Here is a 19,794-nt window from a genome sequence, read left to right as displayed (position 1 = left end):
AACAGGGCAAATGCCGATCGATAGGGATTTCACGGGCACGCACGAGGCGCCCGAGGAGGGAATCCCGCTCTCTCTTTATCCGGACTATACCGTCGGCCTCGGAATCGCACCGAGTCTGCTGACCCTGCTGACAGCCTGTGAAACGCTGTCGACAGGCGCTCGCGGGCTAGACGCATACGCGACATTACCGCCGGTGGGGAATCGCACCCCGCCCTGAGAACGTTAGTGGCCACCGAAATGGCCGAGATGCGTTTTACCACACTTGCCCCGCGGCTGCATGCCTGCGTGACGCCCCGTGCTGCTTCCTGACCGGTTTGCCCTCGCCGCGGCTCAGGCCTTGGCGGGCACGGCAGTGATGCGCCAGTCCTCGCCGACCGCACGCATGTCGACGATCTTCAGGGCCTGGGCTTCGGCCATTCGCGCCAGGGGCAGGTCGAGCAGCGGGCGGGCGCTGGAGCCGAGGAACTTCGGCGCCACGAACAACTGGTACTCATCCACCAGGCCCAGCCTGGCGAATGCCCCGGCGAGCCGTGGACCGGCCTCGACCAGCACTTCGTTGGCACCGCGCGCGGCGAGTTCGACCAGCAGTTTGCGCAGGTCCACATGGCCGTTGCTGCCCGGCACCGCCAGCAGTTCGTGGCCGTCGCCGAGGTAGCGGTCCCGGGCCGCCGCGGCAGCGCAGGTGGCCACCAGCGCCGGGCCTTCCTGGAAGAACGGCTGGGTCAGCGGCACGCGCAAACGTCCGTCCACCAGCACCCTCAACGGCGGCCGGGTCAAGGCCAGGGCCGCCAGCTCGGCACTCAGGCCCAGCTCATCCGGGCGCACGGTCAGGCGGGCCTTGTCGGCCAGCACCGTGTCGGCGCCGGTCAGCACCACGCTGGCCCGTGCCCGCAGCCGCTGCACGGCGGCCCGCGCCTCGGGGCCGGTGATCCACTGGCTTTCGCCACTGGCCATGGCAGTGCGGCCGTCCAGGCTCATCGCCAGCTTGACGCGGACGAAGGGCAAACCGTGCTCCATGCGCTTGACGAAGCCAGCGTTCAAGGCCCTGGCTTCACCGTCGAGCACCCCGCTCTGCACCGCGATACCGGCGTTCATCAGGCGCAACAGGCCGCTGCCGGCGACCTGGGGATTGGGGTCCTGCATGGCGGCCACGACCCGGGCTACGCCGGCGTTGACCAGGGCATCGGCACAGGGCGGCGTGCGCCCGTGATGACTGCAGGGCTCCAGGGTGACATAGGCGGTTGCGCCCCGGGCCTTGTCGCCGGCCTGGCGCAGGGCGTGCACCTCGGCATGGGGCTCGCCGGCCCGGGCGTGCCAGCCCTCGCCGACGATGACGCCATCACGGACGATCACGCAGCCCACGCGGGGGTTGGGGTGAGTCGAATAGAGCCCCTTTCGGGCCAGTTCCAGGGCGCGGGCCATGAAGCCCTGATCGGACGTGATCATCAGGATTTGGCGGGGTCGCGGGACAGACGGTCGATTTCCTCACGGAACTCGTTGAGGTCCTGGAAGCGCCGGTACACCGAGGCGAAGCGCACGTAGGCCACTTCGTCGAGTTTCTGCAGCTCGGCCATGACCAGCTCGCCCAGCACCAGCGACTTGACCTCACGCTCGCCGGTGGCGCGCAGCTTGTGCTTGATGTGGGCGATGGCCCCTTCCAGCCGTTCGATGCTGACCGGGCGTTTTTCCAGGGCCCGTTGCATGCCGGCGCGCAGCTTGTCTTCATCGAATGGCTGGCGGCTGCCGTCCTGCTTGATCAGGCGGGGCATCACCAGTTCGGCGGTCTCGAAGGTGGTGAAGCGTTCACCACAGGCCAGGCACTCGCGCCGACGTCGAACCTGCTCGCCTTCGGCGACCAGGCGCGAATCGATCACTTTGGTGTCGTTGGCCGAGCAAAATGGACAATGCATGACAGAAGGGCGCCCGATGAATGGAGGCTCATAGTAGCGCAATAGGGCCTGGCGAGGACAAGACGCGGGTCACTCTGGCAGCACCGCGCCTGTCGGCTGCCCGGTCGCTTTTCTTTGCATTTGCCCTCGGCCTGCGAGGAAAATCCCGACCATGGCCCCTTATCCACAGTGGTAGCCCCATGACGTTGCGCCAGATCGCCCTGCCCACCCTCATCGCCCTCCTTGCCGGCTGCGCCTCCGAGCCTCCGGCACGCGCCCCCGCCGAGCCCGCCCGCTCGGTGACGATCCCCGAGCCCGATCCCGCCAAGGTCCTGCATGCGCTGCAGGGCACCCTGCTGGGCGTACCGGCGAATGCCGATGTCGAGCTGGCACTGCTGCAGGTCGACGCCCAGGGTCGGCCACAGCGCCTGCTGTCCAGCCTAAAGCTGCGCGGCTCGGGTGCACCCCTGCCCTTTCGCCTTGAGTTCAACCACCTGGCCTTCCCCGCCGGGCAAACGGTCGAGCTGCGCGGCCGGGCCAGCCAGTCCGGTCGGTTGATCCTGCACCTGCCATCGCGGTTGATTCAGCGGGCCGACTCGCAAGCCCTTGGCGAACTGTACCTCGTGCCCGCGCCATGACCGTACCCGCGACACTGCAGGCCAGCCTGGAAACGTTGCTTGGCGACGCCCGCCTGGTGGCCGAAACCCTGCCCGGCACCGACCTCAGGCTGTGGCTGATCGACGCCAACAACATGGACCGCGCCTTCAGCCCCGAAGAAACCCGGCGCATTCTCGAAGAGCCGCCCTACTGGTGCTTCTGCTGGGCCAGCGGCCTGGTGCTGGCGCGCTGGCTGGCCGATCACCCGGAATGGGTACGGGGCAAGCGGGTGCTGGATTTCGGCAGTGGCTCCGGCGTGGCGGCAATCGCAGCGGCCAAGGCCGGCGCCCTGGAGGTGGTGGCCTGCGACCTCGATCCGGTAGCGCTTGATGCCTGCCGGGCGAATGCGGCGCTGAACGGCGTGACACTGAGCTACTCACCGGATTTCTTCGCCGAGGCGGACCGCTTCGACCTGATCATCGTCGCGGACGTGCTCTACGACCGCGCCAACCTGCCGTTGCTCGACCACTTTCTCAGCCGCGGTCGCCAGGCGCTGGTCGCCGACTCCCGGGTGCGCGACTTCCAGCACCCGTTGTACCAGCGCCTGGACCTGCTGGAGGCCTGCACCTGGCCGGACCTGGCCGAGCCCGCTGAATTTCGCCACGTCAGCCTGTACCATGCCCGGCGTGAGTAGCGCGCGACTTGTTTCTGCCGACGCGCGCCCACATTTATAGTGCACGACATCCTGCCCCTGCGAGACCCACCATGAGCGACAGCCCTTATATCTTCGACGTATCCGGCGCAGCCAGTTTCGAGCAGCTGGTGATCGAAAACTCGTTCCACAAGCCTGTTCTCGTGGATTTCTGGGCCGAGTGGTGTGCCCCCTGCAAGGCGCTGATGCCGCTGCTGGCCCAGATTGCCGAGGGCTACCGGGGCGAGCTGCTGCTGGCCAAGGTCGATTGCGACCAGGAGCAGGAAATCGTCGCGCGTTTCGGCATTCGCAGCCTGCCCACCGTGGTGCTGTTCAAGAACGGCCAGCCGGTCGATGGCTTTGCCGGTGCCCAGCCGGAGTCGGCGATCCGCGCCATGCTCCAGCCGCATGTGGCCGAGCCGCCGGCCGCCGAAGCCGATCCGTTCGAAACCGCCAAGACCCTGTTTGCCGATGGCCGCATCGCCGATGCCGAGGCGCTGCTCAAGCAACTGCTCGGCGAAAACAGCGAACAGCCGGCAGCCCTGATTCTGTATGCCCGCTGCCTGGCGGAGCGCGGCGAACTGGGCGAGGCGGAAACCGTGCTCGGCGCGGTCAAGGGTGATGAACACAAGCAGGCGCTGGCAGGCGCCCGCGCCCAGCTGACCTTCCTGCGCCAGGCCGCCGACCTGCCTGACGCCGCCACGCTGAAAAGCCGCCTGGCGCAGAACGGCGAGGACGACGAAGCCACCTACCAACTGGCCATCCAGCAGTTGGCGCGCCAGCAGTACGAAGCGGCCCTGGACGCCCTGCTGCGCCTGTTCGTGCGCAACCGCAACTATGCCGACGGGCTGCCGCACAAGACCCTGCTGCAGGTGTTCGACCTGCTCGGCAATGACCATGCACTGGTCACCACCTACCGCCGCAAGCTGTACCAGGCCATCTACTGATCCAACCCGCGTGATCGGCCGCCGGTCCGTTCACGCGCCGTAGCGACTACGCCTGGTCGACCCAGTGATAGATCGGGGCATCTGCCCCGGTTTCCATGCGCACCTGAGCGCAATGGCGCAGGCGCACCAGCAGGCGCTTCCCGGCCTGCTCCCCACCGGCCAGCGCGGCCAGTTGCGCCAGCAACTGCGGACCTTCGATCTTCCCGGCCTTGCGCAGCAGCTCCAGCGTGGTCTGCCAGAGCGCATCGCTCTGCCCGACGACAGCGGCCGCCGCGGCGGCAGAACGCTCGCCAGCCGGCGGCAGGTGGGCCGCAAGCTGCGCCCAGTCGTCGGCATCCAGCTCCACACTCAGGTCCACCGGCCAGTCGCCGATCCGTCCACGAATACGCACCATCTCACCACCTCTCCACATCGATCCCGGCATGCTCCCATGCCGATGCCCGCGGGCCAAGTGGCTGGCCATTCGCCGCAAAAATCGTTATAACGTAACGATTCCAACCGAGACTCTGGAGATCCCCATGCGTCGCCTGCTGCTTGCCCTGCCGTTTGCCCTGCTGCCCCTGGTCGCCGCCCAGGCCAGCGACCACGATGGTCACGACCATGGCCACAGCCATAGCCACGCTCACGATCATGCGCACGACCACGACCACGACCACGACCATGATCACGACAGCCTGGGTGCCCATGAACACGGCGTTGCACAGCTCAATGCGGTACTCGACGGCCAGACCCTGGAGCTGGAGCTGGTGAGCCCGGCGATGAACCTGGTCGGCTTCGAGCACGCGGCCAGCAGCGACGCCGACAAGGCCAAGGTCGCCAGCGCCCGTGCCCTGCTGGAAAAACCCCAGGAGCTGTTCGGCCTGGCCGCCGGCAATTGCAGCACCAGCAAGCAGGAACTGGAAAGCCCGTTGTTCGAAGGTGCCAAGCACAGCCACGAAGGCGAGCACAGCGACATCCATGCGCACTACCAGCTCGACTGCAAACAGGCCAACGCGCTGAAACAATTGGACCTCGGCACTCTGTTCAAGCACTTCCCCGCCACCGAGAAAGTTCAGGTACAACTGATCGGCCCGAATGGCCAGCAAGGTGTTGAGCTGACCCCGGCCCAGCCGACACTGGGTTTTTAACGGACTGAAGCCCCCAGGGTGGGCGCTTCGCCCATCCGCCTTGGTTCACCTGAGCGTTGTTGCCGTCCGCCCGGTTGGCGCTGGGCGGCCATTCGCAGGAACAGCTGGAACACCTCCGCAGAGCACCGCCTGATTTGGCGTTGCAGGGTGTGAGTACGGATAAGCCGAACTCATGCCGGCTCGGTACCTCCAATCCATAGCGGTCGCCTGATCCTGTGTCCGGCGCTGCATCTATCGATTACTCGAGAGGGCGCGGGCGCGCGGCCCGCCATAGCCAGTGGAGGCGCTATGTTTTTTCCCACGCTGCAGGGTGTCAGCCTGTTTCAGGTGATGAAGACCACGGTGAGCGATTTCATCGAGGACGAATTGCCTACCTACGCATCGGCCCTGGCTTTCCAGATGTTCTTCTCGCTGTTTCCCTTTCTGCTGTTCCTGGTCGCGCTGATCAGCCTGCTGGATCTGCAGCCATTCTTCGACTGGTTGCGGCAGCAGGCCGAACTGGTGCTGCCACAGTCCACGGTCGAGCTGGTCAATCCGGTCATCGATCAGTTGCAGACCCAGAAGGCCGGCCTGTTCTCGATCGGTATCGTCGTGGCGCTGTGGACGGCCTCATCGGCCGTGCGCTCGACCATGGATGCGATGAACAAGGCCTACGGCGTGAAAGAAGGCCGCAAGCCCTGGAAACGCATTCCCCTGTCGCTGCTCTACACCGTCGGCATTGCCGGCGCCCTGCTGACGGCGGCGGCGCTGATGGTGCTCGGCCCCCAGGTCATGGGCTGGCTGGCACAACAGATCGGCCTCGAGCAGATCGTGGTGACGCTGTGGAGCTGGCTGCGCTGGCCGATCGCGATCTTCCTGCTGATGGTCGTGGTGGCGGTGGTGTACTTCGTGGCGCCGGATGTCGAGCAGCGCTTCCGTTTCATCACGCCGGGCTCGGTGCTGGCCGTGGTGGTGTGGATCGGCGCATCCCTCGGTTTTGCCTACTACGCGCAGAACTTCGCCAACTACAACGCCACCTATGGCAGCATCGGGGCGATCATCGTGTTCCTGCTGTACCTGCACATTTCCTGCGCGGTGCTGTTGTTCGGCGCCGAGCTCAATGCGGTCATCGAGCATTACTCGCAAGAGGGCAAGGAGCCTGGCGAAAAAGAGATCAGGCCAGAAGCCGACCCTGCCCGATAACCCGCACTTTCAGGCCAAGCGGGTGGCCAGGTCAGCGGCCCACTGCCGCTGAGGCGGCGAGTGCTGAACAGGCCATCGTTGAAAGAGCGTCTCCCACATTTATGCACCCAATGAGTTACCTATGAGTCCACCTTTGATCACCCTGTCCAACCTCGGTTTTGCCTGGCCCGGCCAACCCGAACTGCTGGACATCCCCGATTTCACCCTGGCCCGTGGCGAAACCCTTTTTCTCAAGGGTCCCAGCGGCAGCGGCAAGACCACCCTGCTCGGCCTGCTCGGCGGCGTGCAGTTGGCCCAGCGCGGTACGATCCAGCTGCTTGGCCAGGACCTGAGCGGTTTGTCCTCGAGCGCCCGGGACCGCTTTCGGGTCGACCACACCGGCTACATCTTCCAGCAGTTCAACCTGCTGCCGTTTCTTTCGGTACGCGAGAACGTAGAACTGCCCTGCCGTTTTTCCCGCCTGCGCGCAGAGCGGGCCGTGCAGCGGCATGGCAGCGTCACCGAGGCCGCCGCTCAATTGCTCGCCCACCTGGGCCTGAAAGACGCCAGCCTGCTTGAGCGGCGCGCCGACAGTCTGTCCATCGGCCAGCAGCAACGGGTCGCCGCGGCCCGGGCACTGATCGGTCAACCGGAACTGGTGATCGCCGATGAACCGACCTCGGCGCTGGACGCCGATGCCCGCGAGGCGTTTCTGCACCTGCTGTTCGCCGAATGCCGCGAAGCCGGCGCCAGCCTGCTGTTCGTCAGCCACGACCAAAGCCTTGCTTCTCTGTTCGACCGCAGCCTGTCCCTGGCCGAGTTGAATCGCGCAGCCACTCCTGCCGAGGCCTGAAATGCACCTGTTCCGTATCGCCCTGGCCAGCCTGGCCAACCGCCGCTTCACCGCCCTGCTCACTGTGTTCGCCATCGCCCTGTCGGTGTGCCTGCTGCTCGCCGTCGAGCGCGTGCGCACCGAGGCACGCGCCAGCTTCGCCAACACCATCAGCGGCACCGACCTGATCGTCGGCGCCCGCTCCGGGAGCGTGAACCTGCTGCTGTACTCGGTGTTCCGCATCGGCAATGCCACCAACAACATTCGCTGGGAAAGCTTCGAGCACTTCGCCGAGCACCGCCAGGTCAAGTGGGCCATCCCCATCTCCCTGGGCGACTCGCACCGCGGCTACCGGGTCATGGGCACCAGCCCGGCCTATTTCGAGCACTACCGCTATGCCCGTACCCAGCCCCTCAACCTCACCGACGGCCGCCCCTTCGCCGACGACCCATTCGAGGTGGTGCTCGGCGCCGAGGTGGCGCAGGCGCTGAACTACAAGCTGGGTGATGAACTGGTGCTGGCCCATGGCGTGGCCACCATCAGCCTGCTCAAGCACGACGACAAACCCTTCACCGTGGTGGGCATCCTCGGCCGCACCGGTACACCGGTGGACCGCACCCTGCATATCTCCCTGGCCGGCATGGAGGCGCTGCACATCGACTGGCAGAACGGCATGCCGGCCCGTGGCGCAGCCAAGGTCAGCGCCGACCAGGCCCGGGCCATGGACCTGCAGCCCAAGCAGATCACCGCGTTCATGCTGGGTCTGAACAGCAAGATCGCCACCTTCAGCCTGCAGCGGGAGATCAACGAATTCCGGGGCGAGCCGCTGCTGGCGATCCTGCCCGGCGTGGCCCTGCAGGAGCTGTGGAGCCTGATGGGCACGGCGGAGAAGGCACTGTTCGTGGTGTCGCTGTTCGTGGTGCTGACCGGCCTGATCGGCATGCTCACCGCGATCCTCACCAGCCTGAACGAACGCCGCCGGGAAATGGCGATCCTGCGTTCGGTGGGCGCGCGCCCCTGGCATATCGCCAGCCTGCTGATCCTGGAGGCCTTCACCCTGGCCCTGGCCGGCGTGCTGCTGGGCATCCTGCTGCTGTACCTGGGAATCGCGGTGGCTCAGGGCTACGTGCAGGCCAATTACGGCCTGTATCTGGCACTGAATGCACCAACGACCTATGAGTGGACGCTGCTGGGCGCTATTCTGGGCGCCGCACTGCTGATGGGTAGCCTGCCGGCCTGGCGTGCCTACCGGCAGTCGCTGGCCGACGGCCTGTCCATTCGTCTATGAGGTTGCCCATGCTCCGCTGTCTGCTCGCATCGCTGTTTCTCGCCCTGGCCCTGCCCGTATCGGCTGCCGAGGTGCGCGAGCTGACCTGGTCCGAGCTGATCCCACCGGATGCACCGCCCCAGGTCTCGGAGCCAACCCCGATCCACGACCTGTCGCAGTTGGCCGACGCCCTGGCCGAATCCGGCCCGGCGGCCATGCAGCAGTCGCCGGCCGCGCCAGTGGTCAAGGAGCTGGACGGCCAGGCGGTGAAGCTGCCGGGCTACATCGTGCCGCTGGATGTGACCGACGAGGGCCGCGTCACCGAGTTCCTGCTGGTGCCGTACTTCGGCGCCTGCATCCATGTGCCGCCGCCTCCGTCGAACCAGATCGTCCATGTGCGTGCCGAACTCGGCGTGCTGCTCGACGCGTTGTACCAGCCGTTCTGGATCGAGGGGCCGCTGAAGGTCGAGCACAGCAGCAGCGAGCTGGCCGAGGTCGGCTACCAGATGCAGGCCGACAAGATCTACGCCTACGAGCTGCCGGATAGCTGATCCCCTCCTGCCCCGCCCGCCAGAGAAGCCGGACCTCGCGTCCGGCTTTTTTACGCCTGGCATCCTCTTCGCCAACGCGCATTCCAGACAATGCGCCCTCTTATTGAGCTGGATCAAGAAGGCGTTTGCCCCACTCCGTAGTCTAGGAGTCACTCTCTTTTTACTTGATGACTCGATAGGAGTTCGTATGCAAAAGCCACTGATCGCTGCCTCTCTGATTGCCATGGCGCTGGCGGCGCCCATGGCACACGCGCACCAGGCCGGTGATCTGATCCTGCGCGTGGGCGCCGCCACCGTCGATCCGCACGAAGACAGCTCCAGCCTGTCGATTGGTGGCGCCAAGGCAGCGGGCACCAAGGCAACCCTGGACAGCGATACGCAGCTGGGCCTGACCGGCACCTACATGGTCACCGACCACCTAGGTATCGGCCTGCTTGCCGCCACCCCGTTCCAGCACTCGGTCGGCGTCAAGGGCCTGGGCGCCCTGGATGGCAAACTGGCGGACATCAAGCACCTGCCACCGACCCTGACCCTGCAGTACTTCCCCCTGGACAGCGCGTCCAAGGTGCAGCCGTACGTGGGCGCCGGGATCAACTACACCCTGTTCTTCGATGAAGACCTGACCGGTGCCCGCAAGGCCCAGGGCTTCAACAGCCTGGAACTGGACAACTCCGTGGGCCTGGCCCTGGAAGCGGGCATGGACTTCCAGATCACCGAGAACATCCTGTTCAACGCCTCGGTCTGGTACCTGGACATCGACACCACGGCGACCACCGACCTGGCCGGTACCAAGGTCAAGGTGGACGTGGACGTGGACCCCTGGGTCTACATGGTGGGCCTGGGCTACAAATTCTGAGGCACGCCCCAGCAAACAAAAGCCGGCATGACGCCGGCTTTTTCATGGCCGCGTCACGGGCGGCCAGGTAATGAAAAGCCGCGCATGGGCGCGGCTTTTTCGTCGACTCACTCGAGTCCGAGCAGTCGCCGCAGCCCCTCACGGATCGGCGTCGCGGTCGGCAGCCGATAACTGGCCTGCAGGCGGGCGTTGTTCGCCCGGGAGTGGCGAATGTCGCCAGGGCGCGTCGCCTGGTGGGTCACGGCCGGCAAACCGCCGAACAGCGCGCCGATCTCGGCAAGCAACTGGTTCAGGCTGGTGGTCTGGTTCCAGCCGACGTTGACCGCGCCAGACACCACCTGGGGCGCACTGACGGCCTGCACCAGCAGCTCGACCAGATCGGCCACGTAGAAGAAATCACGGGTCTGCTCGCCGTCGCCGAACACGCTGATCGGCAGCCCCTGCTGGGCGCGCTGGGTGAAGATGCTAATCACCCCCGAATACGGGGACGAAGGATCCTGGCGCGGGCCGAAAATATTGAAGAAACGGAAGATCGCAGGCTCGAGGCCATGCTGACGCTGGTAGAAATCCAGGTAGTACTCGCTGGCCAGCTTGTCCGAGGCGTAGGGCGTCAGGGGTGCCTTGGGGGTGTCCTCGCCAATCGCCTGGCCTTCGCCGTTATTGCCGTAGACCGCGGCACTGGAGGCGAATACCACACGCTTCACGCCCTGCTGACGCATCGCTTCGCAGACATTGAGCGTGCCCACGAAGTTGCTCTGGTGGGTCGCCACCGGGTCATCCACGGACGCCTGCACGGAGGCCACCGCCGCCAGGTGCACCACGGCCTGGCAGCCGGAAACGGCCTCCAGGACCAGGGCGGCATCGGCCACATCGCCTTCGATGAAGCGCAGGTTCGGGTTATCCAGCGGCAGGTTGCTGCGCTTGCCCATGGACAGGTTGTCCAGCACCCGCACCTGATGCCCCTGAGCCAGCAGCGCGTCGACCAGATGCGAACCGATAAACCCGGCACCGCCGGTTACGAGGATTTCAGACATGGCGATAGTAACGATCCAGTAGGCTCGGCAATCCGGCACGCCAGGCGCGCGGCTTGATCCCGAAGGTGTGAAGGATTTTCTTGCAGGCGAGCACGGCGTGCTGGGGTTCGTCGGCAGCATCCGGGCGGGCGGCGTGGGCCTGTGCGGCCACGTCGTCGACCAGGTTGCTGCGGAAACTGCGCGCCTCGCTGAGCACCGCCTGCCCCAGCGCCAGTGAGGTCGTCGCCTCGTGGCCACCGTAATGATAGGTGCCCCACAGCGGGGTTTCACAGTCGAGTTGCTTGAGCACGGCCAAGATCACCCGGGCAGCGTCGTCGACCGGCGTCGGGTTGCCCCGTCGGTCATCGGCCAGGAACAGCGTTTCATCGTGTTCGGCACGGGTGAGAAAACGACCGAGCAGGCCATCGGCGCTGTCATCGAGCAGCCAGCCGAAACGCACCAGCACATGCCGCGGACAGGCCGCACGCACGCTCTGCTCCAAACGCCACAGCGCCTGGCCACGCGCGCCCAGCGGGACCGGTTCTTCCTTCTCGCTGTAGGCCGTGGCACGCGAGCCATCGAAGACCCGGTAGCTGGACGGTTGCAGGAGGCGGATTTCATGGTGCTGGCAGAGCTCGGCCAGACGCTCGACGGCGCGCTCCTGGGCAGCCAGGCGCGCCTCGTTCAGCACTTCGGCCTGGAACCAGTCGAAGTAGTAGGCGAGGTTGATCAGGGCATCGGGGCGGGTGTCGTCGAGCAGTTGGGTCAGGCTGGCAGCATCCCAGCCCGACTCTGGCGGCCTGGGCGCGAGGAAGCTGATGTCTTCCTCCGCGCCAAGGCGAATCAGCGCCTGTCCCAGTGCATTACCGCCGCCTAGCAGCATCAGCCGCATACGCATGATAGAGCGCTGACCCGGTGATCAGAACGGGATGTCGTCGTCGAAGCTGTCGAAATCCTGCGCCGGCTGAGGCTTCTGCTGAGGCGCCTGGCGGGGTGCCTGCTGCTGTTCGCGCTGCGGCGCCGGGCGCTGCTGACGCGGAGCGGAATCGCCGCCTTCGTTGTTGTTGCGGCCGCCCAGCAGCTGCATGGTGCCCTGCATGTCGACGATGATTTCGGTGGTGTAACGCTTGATGCCGTCCTTTTCCCACTCGCGGGTCTGCAGCTTGCCCTCGATGTAGACCTGGGAACCCTTGCGCAGGTATTCACCGGCGATCTCGGCGACCTTGCCGAACAGCGAGACACGGTGCCACTCGGTCTTCTCGACCTTCTGGCCGGTCTGCTTGTCGGTCCACTGCTCGCTGGTGGCGAGGCTCAGGTTGGTCACGGCGTTGCCGCTCGGCAGGTAGCGTGTTTCCGGGTCCTGTCCGCAGGTGCCGACCAGAATGACTTTGTTAACCCCACGGGCCATAACGTTCTCCTAGGCTTTCAGCACGCCGCTGGCGCCGATTTGATCAGGCGTTCCAGGGACGTGCGGTCCAATTGTTGGGTATCCACTTTGATGTAGATGGCGGCCTCGTCAGCCACCACCATGGCGTCCGCCACTCCGGGCGTCGCCACAAGACGCTCGACCAATCCGACATCGGCCAGTGCCGCAGCATCGAGCGGCAGGCGCAGACTGGTCACGTAAGGTGGTTCACGCATAGTAACAGCAATGGCCAGCCAAATTGCACAGAGCACAGCGCAGCCGATGAACACGCCCGACAGACCGACGTGCTGGTACAACCAGCCGCCGAGGATGCCGCCCAGCGCCGCACCGAGGAACTGGCTGGTGGAGTAGACCCCCATGGCCGTGCCCTTGCCGCCCGCCGGCGCGACCTTGCTGATCAGCGAAGGCAGCGAGGCCTCCAGCAGGTTGAAGGCGGTGAAGAACACCACCGTCCCCAGCACCAGCGCCCGCAGGTTGTCGCCGAAGCCCCAGAAGAACAGCTCGCAGGCCAGCAGCACGCTCACCGCCCCCAGCAGCACGCGGCGCATCTGCCGACGCTTCTCGCCGTAGATGATGAACGGCACCATGCCGAAGAAGCCGATCAGCAGCGCGGTCAGGTAGACCCACCAGTGCTCGTCCTTGGGCAGCCCACCCTGCTCGACCAGCGCCAGTGGCAAGGCCACGAAACTGGCCATCAGGACGGCGTGCAGCACCAGGATGCCGGCGTCCAGGCGCAGCAGGTCCGTGTGCTTGAGGGTGGGCAGCAGCGCCTGGCGGGCAACGCCGGATTCGCGGTGCTGCAATGGCCCGGCCTCACGCGGCACGACGCCCGCGACGATCAGGATGCCCGACAGCGCCATGGCCGCCGTGGCCCAGAACAGCCCGGACAAGCCGAACGCCTTGGTCAGCAGCGGGCCGACGACCATGGCCACCGCGAACGACAGGCCGATGCTCATGCCGATCATGGCCATGGCCTTGGTGCGGTGCTGCTCGCGCGTCAGGTCGGACAGCAGCGCCATGACCGCCGCGGAGATCGCGCCGGCGCCTTGCAGCACACGCCCGGCGATCACGCCCCAGATCGAGTCGGCATTGGCCGCCAGGACGCTGCCGGCGGCGAAGATCAGCAGGCCGGCGTAGATCACCGGCCGTCGGCCGATGCGGTCGGACAGCATGCCGAAGGGAATTTGCAGGACCGCCTGGGTCAGGCCGTAGGCGCCGATGGCCAGGCCGATCAGGGCAGGCGTGCTGCCCGCCAGATCCATCCCGTAGGTCGCCAGGACCGGCAGGACCATGAACATACCGAGCATGCGGAAGGCGAAGACCAGCGCCAGGCCACCGGCGGCGCGGGTTTCCCCTGCGCTCATACGCTCGTTGTGCAGATCGTGCATTACATAGGTCCTATTCGAACAGGCCGGCGATTCTACCAGCCATCCTGCCCGTGGCACAGGCGCGCACTTTGCCGCAGGGCAGGGCCGAGCCGTATACTCGACCGTTTCCGCCCGCCAAGCGAGGCCGCTGTTTGTGGACAAGATTCTGATCCGTGGGGCACGTACCCATAACCTGAAAAACATCGACCTGACCCTGCCACGCGACAAGCTGATCGTGATTACCGGCCTGTCCGGTTCGGGCAAGTCATCCCTGGCCTTCGACACGCTGTATGCGGAAGGCCAGCGCCGTTACGTCGAATCGCTGTCGGCTTACGCCAGGCAGTTCCTTTCGATGATGGAAAAACCCGACGTCGACACCATCGAGGGCCTCTCCCCGGCCATTTCCATCGAGCAGAAATCGACCTCGCACAACCCCCGCTCGACCGTGGGCACCATCACCGAGATCTACGACTACCTGCGCCTGCTGTATGCCCGCGCCGGTACACCGCGCTGCCCGGATCACGACCTGCCACTGGAAGCGCAGACCGTCAGCCAGATGGTCGACCAGGTCCTGGCCCTGCCCGAGGGCAGCAAGCTGATGCTGCTGGCGCCGGTGATTCGCGAGCGCAAGGGCGAGCACCTCGCCGTGTTCGACGAACTGCGCGCCCAGGGTTTCGTGCGCGTACGGATCAACGGCAAGCTCCACGAACTGGACGAGCTGCCGAAGCTCGACAAACAGAAGAAGCACAGCATCGATGCCGTGGTCGACCGCTTCAAAGCCCGAGGCGACCTGCAGCAGCGCCTGGCCGAATCGTTCGAGACCGCCCTCAAGCTGGCCGATGGCCTGGCGCTGATCGCACCCATGGAAGGTGAAGAAGGCGAGGAAATCATCTTCTCCGCGCGCTTCGCCTGCCCGGTATGCGGCCACTCGATCAGCGAGCTGGAGCCCAAGCTGTTTTCCTTCAACAACCCGGCTGGCGCCTGCCCGACCTGCGACGGGCTGGGTGTGAAGCAGTTCTTCGATGCCAAGCGCCTGGTCAACGGCGAATTGACCCTGGCCGAGGGCGCGATACGTGGCTGGGACCGGCGCAACGTCTACTACTTCCAGATGCTCGGCTCACTGGCTTCGCACTATGGCTTCAGCCTGGAAGAGCCCTTCGCCGAGCTGGACGCCGAACACCAGAAGGTGATTCTCGGCGGCAGCGGCTCGCAGAACGTCGACTTCAAGTACCTCAACGACCGCGGCGACATCGTCAAGCGCTCGCACCCGTTCGAAGGCATCGTGCCCAACCTCGAGCGCCGTTACCGCGAGACCGAGTCGACCAGCGTGCGTGAAGAACTCGCCAAGTTCCTCAGCACCCAGCCCTGCCCGGACTGTCGTGGCACGCGCCTGCGCCGTGAAGCGCGCCATGTCTGGGTCGGCGAGAAAACCCTGCCGGCGGTGACCGGCATGCCGATCGGCTCGGCCAGCGATTACTTCGGCGGCCTGACCCTGGATGGCCGACGCGGCGAGATTGCCGCCAAGATCCTCAAGGAAATCTGCGAGCGCCTGCAATTCCTGGTCAACGTCGGCCTCGACTACCTGACCCTGGACCGCAGCGCCGACACCCTGTCCGGCGGCGAGGCCCAGCGCATCCGCCTGGCCAGCCAGATCGGTGCTGGCCTGGTGGGCGTCATGTACATCCTCGACGAACCCTCCATCGGGCTGCACCAGCGCGACAACGAGCGCCTGCTCGGCACCCTGCGCCACCTGCGCGACATCGGTAACACGGTGATCGTGGTCGAACACGACGAAGACGCCATCCGCATGGCGGACTACGTAGTCGACATCGGTCCTGGCGCCGGCGTGCACGGCGGGCAGATCGTCGCCGAAGGCACCGCCGAAGAAGTGATGGCCCACCCGGATTCGGTCACCGGCAAGTACCTGTCCGGGCGCACCAAGATCGTCGTGCCGGCCAAGCGCACGCCGCGTGACAAGAAGCTGTCGCTGAAGATCAAGGGCGCCCGCGGCAACAACCTGCAGAACGTCAACCTGGATATCCCGATTGGCCTGCTCACCTGCGTGACTGGCGTATCGGGCTCCGGCAAATCGACGCTGATCAACAACACCCTGTTCCCGCTCAGTGCCACCGCCCTGAACGGCGCCACCACGCTGGAGGCCGCGGCCCACGACAGCATCGATGGCCTGCAGCACCTGGACAAGGTGGTGGACATCGACCAGAGCCCCATCGGCCGCACGCCGCGCTCCAACCCTGCCACTTACACCGGGCTGTTCACGCCGATCCGTGAGCTGTTCGCCGGCGTCCCCGAGTCCCGCTCCCGCGGCTATGGCCCCGGCCGGTTCTCGTTCAACGTCAAGGGCGGCCGCTGCGAGGCGTGCCAGGGCGACGGCCTGATCAAGGTAGAGATGCACTTCCTGCCGGACATCTACGTGCCGTGTGACGTGTGCAAGAGCAAGCGTTACAACCGCGAGACCCTGGAGATCAAGTACAAGGGCAAGAGCATCCACGAAGTGCTGGAAATGACCATCGAGGACGCCCGCAGCTTCTTCGACGCGGTGCCGGCCCTGGCGCGCAAGCTGCAGACCCTGATGGACGTGGGCCTGTCGTACATCAAGCTGGGGCAGTCGGCGACCACCCTGTCCGGTGGCGAGGCGCAGCGGGTCAAACTGTCGCGCGAGCTGTCCAAGCGCGATACCGGCAAGACCCTGTACATCCTCGACGAACCGACCACCGGCCTGCACTTCGCCGATATCCAGCAGTTGCTGGACGTGCTGCACCGCCTGCGCGATCACGGCAACACCGTGGTGGTGATCGAGCACAACCTGGACGTGATCAAGACCGCCGACTGGCTGGTCGACCTGGGCCCGGAAGGCGGCTCCAAGGGTGGTCAGATCATCGCGGTGGGCACGCCGGAGGAGGTCGCCGACATGCCGCACTCGCACACCGGGCACTTCCTCAAGCCACTGCTGGAACGCGACCGGGCCTGACCACCCGCTCGGAAACGAAAAAGCCCCGCACTGCGGGGCTTTTTCTTGCAGCCAGGTTTACATCTGGCTCTGCAGGTACTTCTCCACACCGAGCTTCTCGATCAGCTGGAGCTGGGTTTCCAGCCAGTAGGCGTGATCCTCTTCGGTGTCTTTCAGTTGCAGCAGCAGGATGTCGCGGGACTGGTAGTCCTGGTGCTTTTCGCACAGCTCGATGCCTTTGCTCAGCGCGGCACGCACGGCGTACTCCAGCGCTAGGTCCAACTTCAGAGCCTCGGGCACAGTCTGGCCGAAGACGAAGGTGTCCGGCGTCATGTCCGGAACACCCTCGAGGAAGATGATCCGCTTGAGCAGCGCATCGGCGTGCTGGGTCTCTTCTTCCATCTCGTGGTTGATGCGCTCGTACAGCTTGGTAAAGCCCCAGTCCTCATAGAGACGCGAGTGGATGAAGTATTGGTCGCGCGCGGCCAGTTCACCCTTGAGCAGGTGCTTGAGGTAGTCGATGACTTCGATATGGCCTTTCATGCCTGAGTCCTTGCCTGTGCCATGGAATAGCGTGAATGCTCCGCGCCCTGCCCCGCCCGGTCAAGCAAAAAGCACAACGCCTCCCGATGGGAGGCGTTGTGCTCGGCGCAGCAGGCGTCGGGCGTGGAGCCTGCCGAGGCTGGCCCCACGCCCGAGATTCACCTTCAGGCCAGGTCGAAACGATCGAGGTTCATCACCTTGGTCCAGGCGGCCACGAAGTCGCGAATGAACTTCTCTTCGGCATCCCCGGACGCATACACCTCGGCGATGGCCCGAAGTTGCGAGTTGGAACCGAACACCAGGTCGGCCCGGGTTCCGGTCCACTTCACCTCACCGGTGACACGGTCACGCCCTTCGTACACCTCGGAGCCTTCGGATACCGCTTTCCATCCCGTGTTCATGTTGAGCAGGTTGATGAAGAAGTCGTTCGTCAGGGTTTCCGGGCGCTGGGTGAAAACGCCGTGCTGCGAACCGTCGGCATTGGTGCCGAGCATCCGCAGGCCACCCACCAGTACCGTCAACTCCGGCGCCGTCAGCGTCAGCAACTGAGCGCGATCGATCAGCAACTCCTCCGCCGACACCGAATAACGGGCCTTGAGGAAGTTGCGGAAGCCATCGGCAACCGGCTCGAGCGGCGTGAAGGAATCGACGTCGGTCTGCTCCTGCGACGCATCCATACGGCCCGGGACGAACGGCACGGTGATCTCATGGCCCGCGTTTCGCGCAGCCTGCTCGATACCCGCACTGCCGGCCAGGACGATCAGGTCGGCCAGGGATACCTTCTTGCCGCCGCTCTGCGCACCGTTGAATGCCGCCTGGATGCCTTCCAGCACCTGCAGCACCTTGGCCAGCTGCTCCGGCTGGTTGACGGCCCAGTCTTTCTGCGGCGCCAGGCGAATACGCGCACCGTTCGCACCACCGCGCATATCGGAGCCGCGGTAAGTGGATGCGGATGCCCAGGCGGTCGATACCAGCTCGGACACCGACAGACCGGACGCCAGGATCTGGCCCTTGAGTGCGGCCGCATCCTGCTCATCGATCAGGACATGGTCGACTGCCGGAATCGGGTCTTGCCAGATCAGCTCTTCGGCCGGCACATCCGGGCCGAGGTAGCGGGCGCGCGGGCCCATGTCGCGGTGCGTCAGCTTGAACCAGGCGCGGGCGAAGGCATCGGCGAACTGGTCTGGGTTTTCCATGAAACGGCGGGAAATCTTCTCGTACGCTGGATCGAAACGCAGGGACAGGTCGGTCGTCAGCATCGCCGGAGTGTTGCGCTTGTCCGGGTCGTGGGCATCCGGCACGGTGCCTTTGCCGGCGCCGTGCTTGGGCTGCCACTGGTGCGCGCCGGCCGGGCTCTTGGTCAGTTCCCACTCATAGCCGAACAGGTTCCAGAAGAAGTTGTTGCTCCACTTGGTCGGGGTGGTGGTCCAGGTGACTTCCAGGCCGCTGCCGATGGTATCGCCACCGATGCCGGTGCCGAAGGTGCTGCGCCAGCCCAGGCCCTGCTCCTCGATGCCGGAAGCCTCCGGATCGCTGCCAACCAGACCGGCATCGCCGGCACCATGGGTCTTGCCGAAGGTATGGCCACCGGCGATCAGCGCAACGGTCTCTTCGTCGTTCATGGCCATGCGCGCGAAGGTTTCGCGGATGTCCCGCGCCGCCGCGATCGGGTCCGGGTTGCCATTCGGTCCTTCCGGGTTGACGTAGATCAGGCCCATCTGCACCGCCGCCAGCGGATTGTCGAGGTCACGCTCGCCGGAGTAACGCTTGTCCTCCAGCCAGACCTTTTCCTCGCCCCAGTAGATGTCTTCTTCCGGCTCCCAGATGTCTTCACGGCCACCGGCGAAGCCGAACGTCTTGAAGCCCATCGACTCCAGCGCCACGTTACCGGTGAGGATCATCAGGTCCGCCCAGGAGATCTTGCGACCGTACTTCTGCTTGATCGGCCACAGCAGGCGACGCGCCTTGTCCAGGTTGACGTTATCGGGCCAGCTGTTGAGCGGTGCGAAACGCTGGTTGCCGGTTCCGGCGCCCCCGCGGCCGTCCCCGATACGGTACGTACCCGCGCTGTGCCAGGCCATGCGGATGAACAGCGGGCCGTAGTGGCCGAAGTCCGCAGGCCACCAAGGCTGCGAGTCGGTCATGAGTGCATGCAAGTCTTTCTTGAGGGCCTCCAGGTCGAGGCTCTTGAACGCTTCGGCGTAGTTGAAGTCTTTGTCCATGGGATCGGACAGGGAGGATTGCTGGTGCAGGGGTTTAAGATTCAGCTGGTTAGGCCACCACTCCCGGTTGGTGGTGCCGCGGCCAGTGGAGCGCTTGGGCGCGCCGCCCGAAAAGGGGCATTTGCTTTCGGTGGTCATGTCTCTCTACCTTTGGTCGTTTACTTCCTATCGCCCGAGGCTTTCCAGCACCGGGCACCGACAAGCGAAAATCAGCGGCGGCTAGTCATTGGCCGCTCGTTGCACCCGGCCTGAACAGGCCGTGAAGACATACTGTTTATCGTTGACCGGACTGCCTTTACTGCACTGTTCAACAGTTCGTAGGCTCAAATTCTTCTCT

19 protein-coding genes and 1 riboswitch are annotated in these 19,794 nt (G+C 65.3%); of the genes, 10 read left to right on the top strand and 9 right to left on the bottom strand.

The features are described from left to right. Positions 1–62 precede the first annotated feature (62 nt). A riboswitch (FMN riboswitch) is annotated at positions 63–225 on the bottom strand. Positions 226–330: 105 nt separating this feature from the next. Further along, positions 331–1,446, bottom strand: a complete 1,116-nt coding sequence (gene ribD / locus N5C28_RS21250; protein WP_279825300.1) for a bifunctional diaminohydroxyphosphoribosylaminopyrimidine deaminase/5-amino-6-(5-phosphoribosylamino)uracil reductase RibD — start codon at positions 1,444–1,446, stop codon at positions 331–333. After that, complete coding sequence (gene nrdR / locus N5C28_RS21245) at positions 1,446–1,910, bottom strand: transcriptional regulator NrdR (RefSeq protein ID WP_279825298.1); 465 nt, start codon at positions 1,908–1,910, stop codon at positions 1,446–1,448. Before nrdR ends, ribD begins: the two co-directional genes overlap by 1 nt. A gap of 179 nt (positions 1,911–2,089) precedes the next feature. Here nrdR and N5C28_RS21240 point away from each other — a divergent pair, with 179 nt between their 5' ends. The 3 genes from N5C28_RS21240 to trxA all read left to right on the top strand — a co-directional run bounded on the left by N5C28_RS21240 (position 2,090) and on the right by trxA (position 4,124). Then, positions 2,090–2,527 carry a YbaY family lipoprotein gene (locus N5C28_RS21240; RefSeq protein WP_279825296.1) on the top strand — a complete coding sequence of 146 codons (438 nt, stop codon included), beginning with the start codon at positions 2,090–2,092 and terminating at the stop codon, positions 2,525–2,527. Then, positions 2,524–3,180, top strand: a complete 657-nt coding sequence (locus N5C28_RS21235) for a 50S ribosomal protein L11 methyltransferase (protein ID WP_279825295.1) — start codon at positions 2,524–2,526, stop codon at positions 3,178–3,180. Before N5C28_RS21240 ends, N5C28_RS21235 begins: the two co-directional genes overlap by 4 nt. A 71-nt stretch (positions 3,181–3,251) precedes the next feature. Continuing rightward, the gene (trxA, locus tag N5C28_RS21230) at positions 3,252–4,124 is read left to right on the top strand and encodes a thioredoxin (protein ID WP_279825294.1); all 873 of its coding nucleotides are present in this window, start codon (positions 3,252–3,254) and stop codon (positions 4,122–4,124) included. A 46-nt stretch (positions 4,125–4,170) separates the two neighbouring features. On the opposite strand, the gene N5C28_RS21225 is transcribed toward trxA, so the two are convergent. After that, positions 4,171–4,518, bottom strand: coding sequence for a hypothetical protein (locus N5C28_RS21225; RefSeq protein ID WP_279825292.1), 348 nt, complete (start codon positions 4,516–4,518; stop codon positions 4,171–4,173). A gap of 124 nt (positions 4,519–4,642) precedes the next feature. Here N5C28_RS21225 and N5C28_RS21220 point away from each other — a divergent pair, with 124 nt between their 5' ends. The 6 genes from N5C28_RS21220 (at position 4,643) to N5C28_RS21195 (ending at position 9,918) form a co-directional block, all read left to right on the top strand. Next, the gene (locus N5C28_RS21220) at positions 4,643–5,251 is read left to right on the top strand and encodes a DUF2796 domain-containing protein (protein WP_279825291.1); all 609 of its coding nucleotides are present in this window, start codon (positions 4,643–4,645) and stop codon (positions 5,249–5,251) included. 288 nt (positions 5,252–5,539) lie between these two features. Beyond that, a complete protein-coding gene (locus tag N5C28_RS21215) occupies positions 5,540–6,433 on the top strand; it encodes a YihY/virulence factor BrkB family protein (RefSeq protein WP_279825290.1) in 894 nt (297 codons plus the stop codon). A gap of 121 nt (positions 6,434–6,554) precedes the next feature. Further along, complete coding sequence (locus N5C28_RS21210; protein ID WP_279825288.1) at positions 6,555–7,265, top strand: ABC transporter ATP-binding protein; 711 nt, start codon at positions 6,555–6,557, stop codon at positions 7,263–7,265. 1 nt (position 7,266) lies between these two features. Further along, positions 7,267–8,532 carry an ABC transporter permease gene (locus tag N5C28_RS21205; protein WP_279825286.1) on the top strand — a complete coding sequence of 422 codons (1,266 nt, stop codon included), beginning with the start codon at positions 7,267–7,269 and terminating at the stop codon, positions 8,530–8,532. 8 nt (positions 8,533–8,540) lie between these two features. Continuing rightward, the gene (locus N5C28_RS21200) at positions 8,541–9,062 is read left to right on the top strand and encodes a DUF3299 domain-containing protein (RefSeq protein ID WP_279825285.1); all 522 of its coding nucleotides are present in this window, start codon (positions 8,541–8,543) and stop codon (positions 9,060–9,062) included. A gap of 187 nt (positions 9,063–9,249) precedes the next feature. Then, on the top strand, positions 9,250–9,918 hold the full coding sequence (locus N5C28_RS21195; RefSeq protein ID WP_279825284.1) for an OmpW family outer membrane protein: 669 nt from the start codon (positions 9,250–9,252) through the stop codon (positions 9,916–9,918). Positions 9,919–10,025: 107 nt separating this feature from the next. Here the strand turns inward: N5C28_RS21195 and N5C28_RS21190 are convergent, their stop codons facing one another. From N5C28_RS21190 to N5C28_RS21175, 4 genes are read right to left on the bottom strand one after another with little or no spacing between them, the layout of a single operon-like run. Further along, positions 10,026–10,952: an NAD-dependent epimerase/dehydratase family protein gene (locus tag N5C28_RS21190; protein ID WP_279825283.1), complete on the bottom strand. Its 927-nt coding sequence runs from the start codon at positions 10,950–10,952 to the stop codon at positions 10,026–10,028. Further along, positions 10,945–11,829 carry a sugar nucleotide-binding protein gene (locus N5C28_RS21185; RefSeq protein WP_279825281.1) on the bottom strand — a complete coding sequence of 295 codons (885 nt, stop codon included), beginning with the start codon at positions 11,827–11,829 and terminating at the stop codon, positions 10,945–10,947. The genes N5C28_RS21190 and N5C28_RS21185 overlap by 8 nt, the downstream gene beginning before the upstream one ends. A 21-nt stretch (positions 11,830–11,850) precedes the next feature. Then, a complete protein-coding gene (locus N5C28_RS21180; RefSeq protein ID WP_279825280.1) occupies positions 11,851–12,339 on the bottom strand; it encodes a single-stranded DNA-binding protein in 489 nt (162 codons plus the stop codon). Positions 12,340–12,356: 17 nt separating this feature from the next. Beyond that, positions 12,357–13,745: an MFS transporter gene (locus N5C28_RS21175; RefSeq protein WP_279825278.1), complete on the bottom strand. Its 1,389-nt coding sequence runs from the start codon at positions 13,743–13,745 to the stop codon at positions 12,357–12,359. A 133-nt stretch (positions 13,746–13,878) separates the two neighbouring features. On the opposite strand from N5C28_RS21175, the gene uvrA reads away from it, so the two are divergent. Beyond that, positions 13,879–16,713 (top strand): excinuclease ABC subunit UvrA, encoded by a 2,835-nt coding sequence (uvrA, locus tag N5C28_RS21170; RefSeq protein ID WP_279825277.1) that lies wholly within the window; start codon positions 13,879–13,881, stop codon positions 16,711–16,713. A 57-nt stretch (positions 16,714–16,770) separates the two neighbouring features. On the opposite strand, the gene bfr is transcribed toward uvrA, so the two are convergent. Together bfr and katG are read right to left on the bottom strand one after the other, a co-directional pair. Then, positions 16,771–17,235: a bacterioferritin gene (gene bfr / locus N5C28_RS21165; protein ID WP_279825275.1), complete on the bottom strand. Its 465-nt coding sequence runs from the start codon at positions 17,233–17,235 to the stop codon at positions 16,771–16,773. 164 nt (positions 17,236–17,399) lie between these two features. Then, positions 17,400–19,595: a catalase/peroxidase HPI gene (katG, locus tag N5C28_RS21160; protein WP_279825273.1), complete on the bottom strand. Its 2,196-nt coding sequence runs from the start codon at positions 19,593–19,595 to the stop codon at positions 17,400–17,402. Positions 19,596–19,794 lie beyond the last annotated feature (199 nt).

The sequence above is a fragment of the Pseudomonas sp. GD03944 genome (genome assembly GCF_029839275.1).
Lineage (GTDB): Bacteria > Pseudomonadota > Gammaproteobacteria > Pseudomonadales > Pseudomonadaceae > Aquipseudomonas.
Note: the sequence above shows the minus strand (reverse complement) of the source record. Positions and strands in the feature narration are given on the sequence as shown.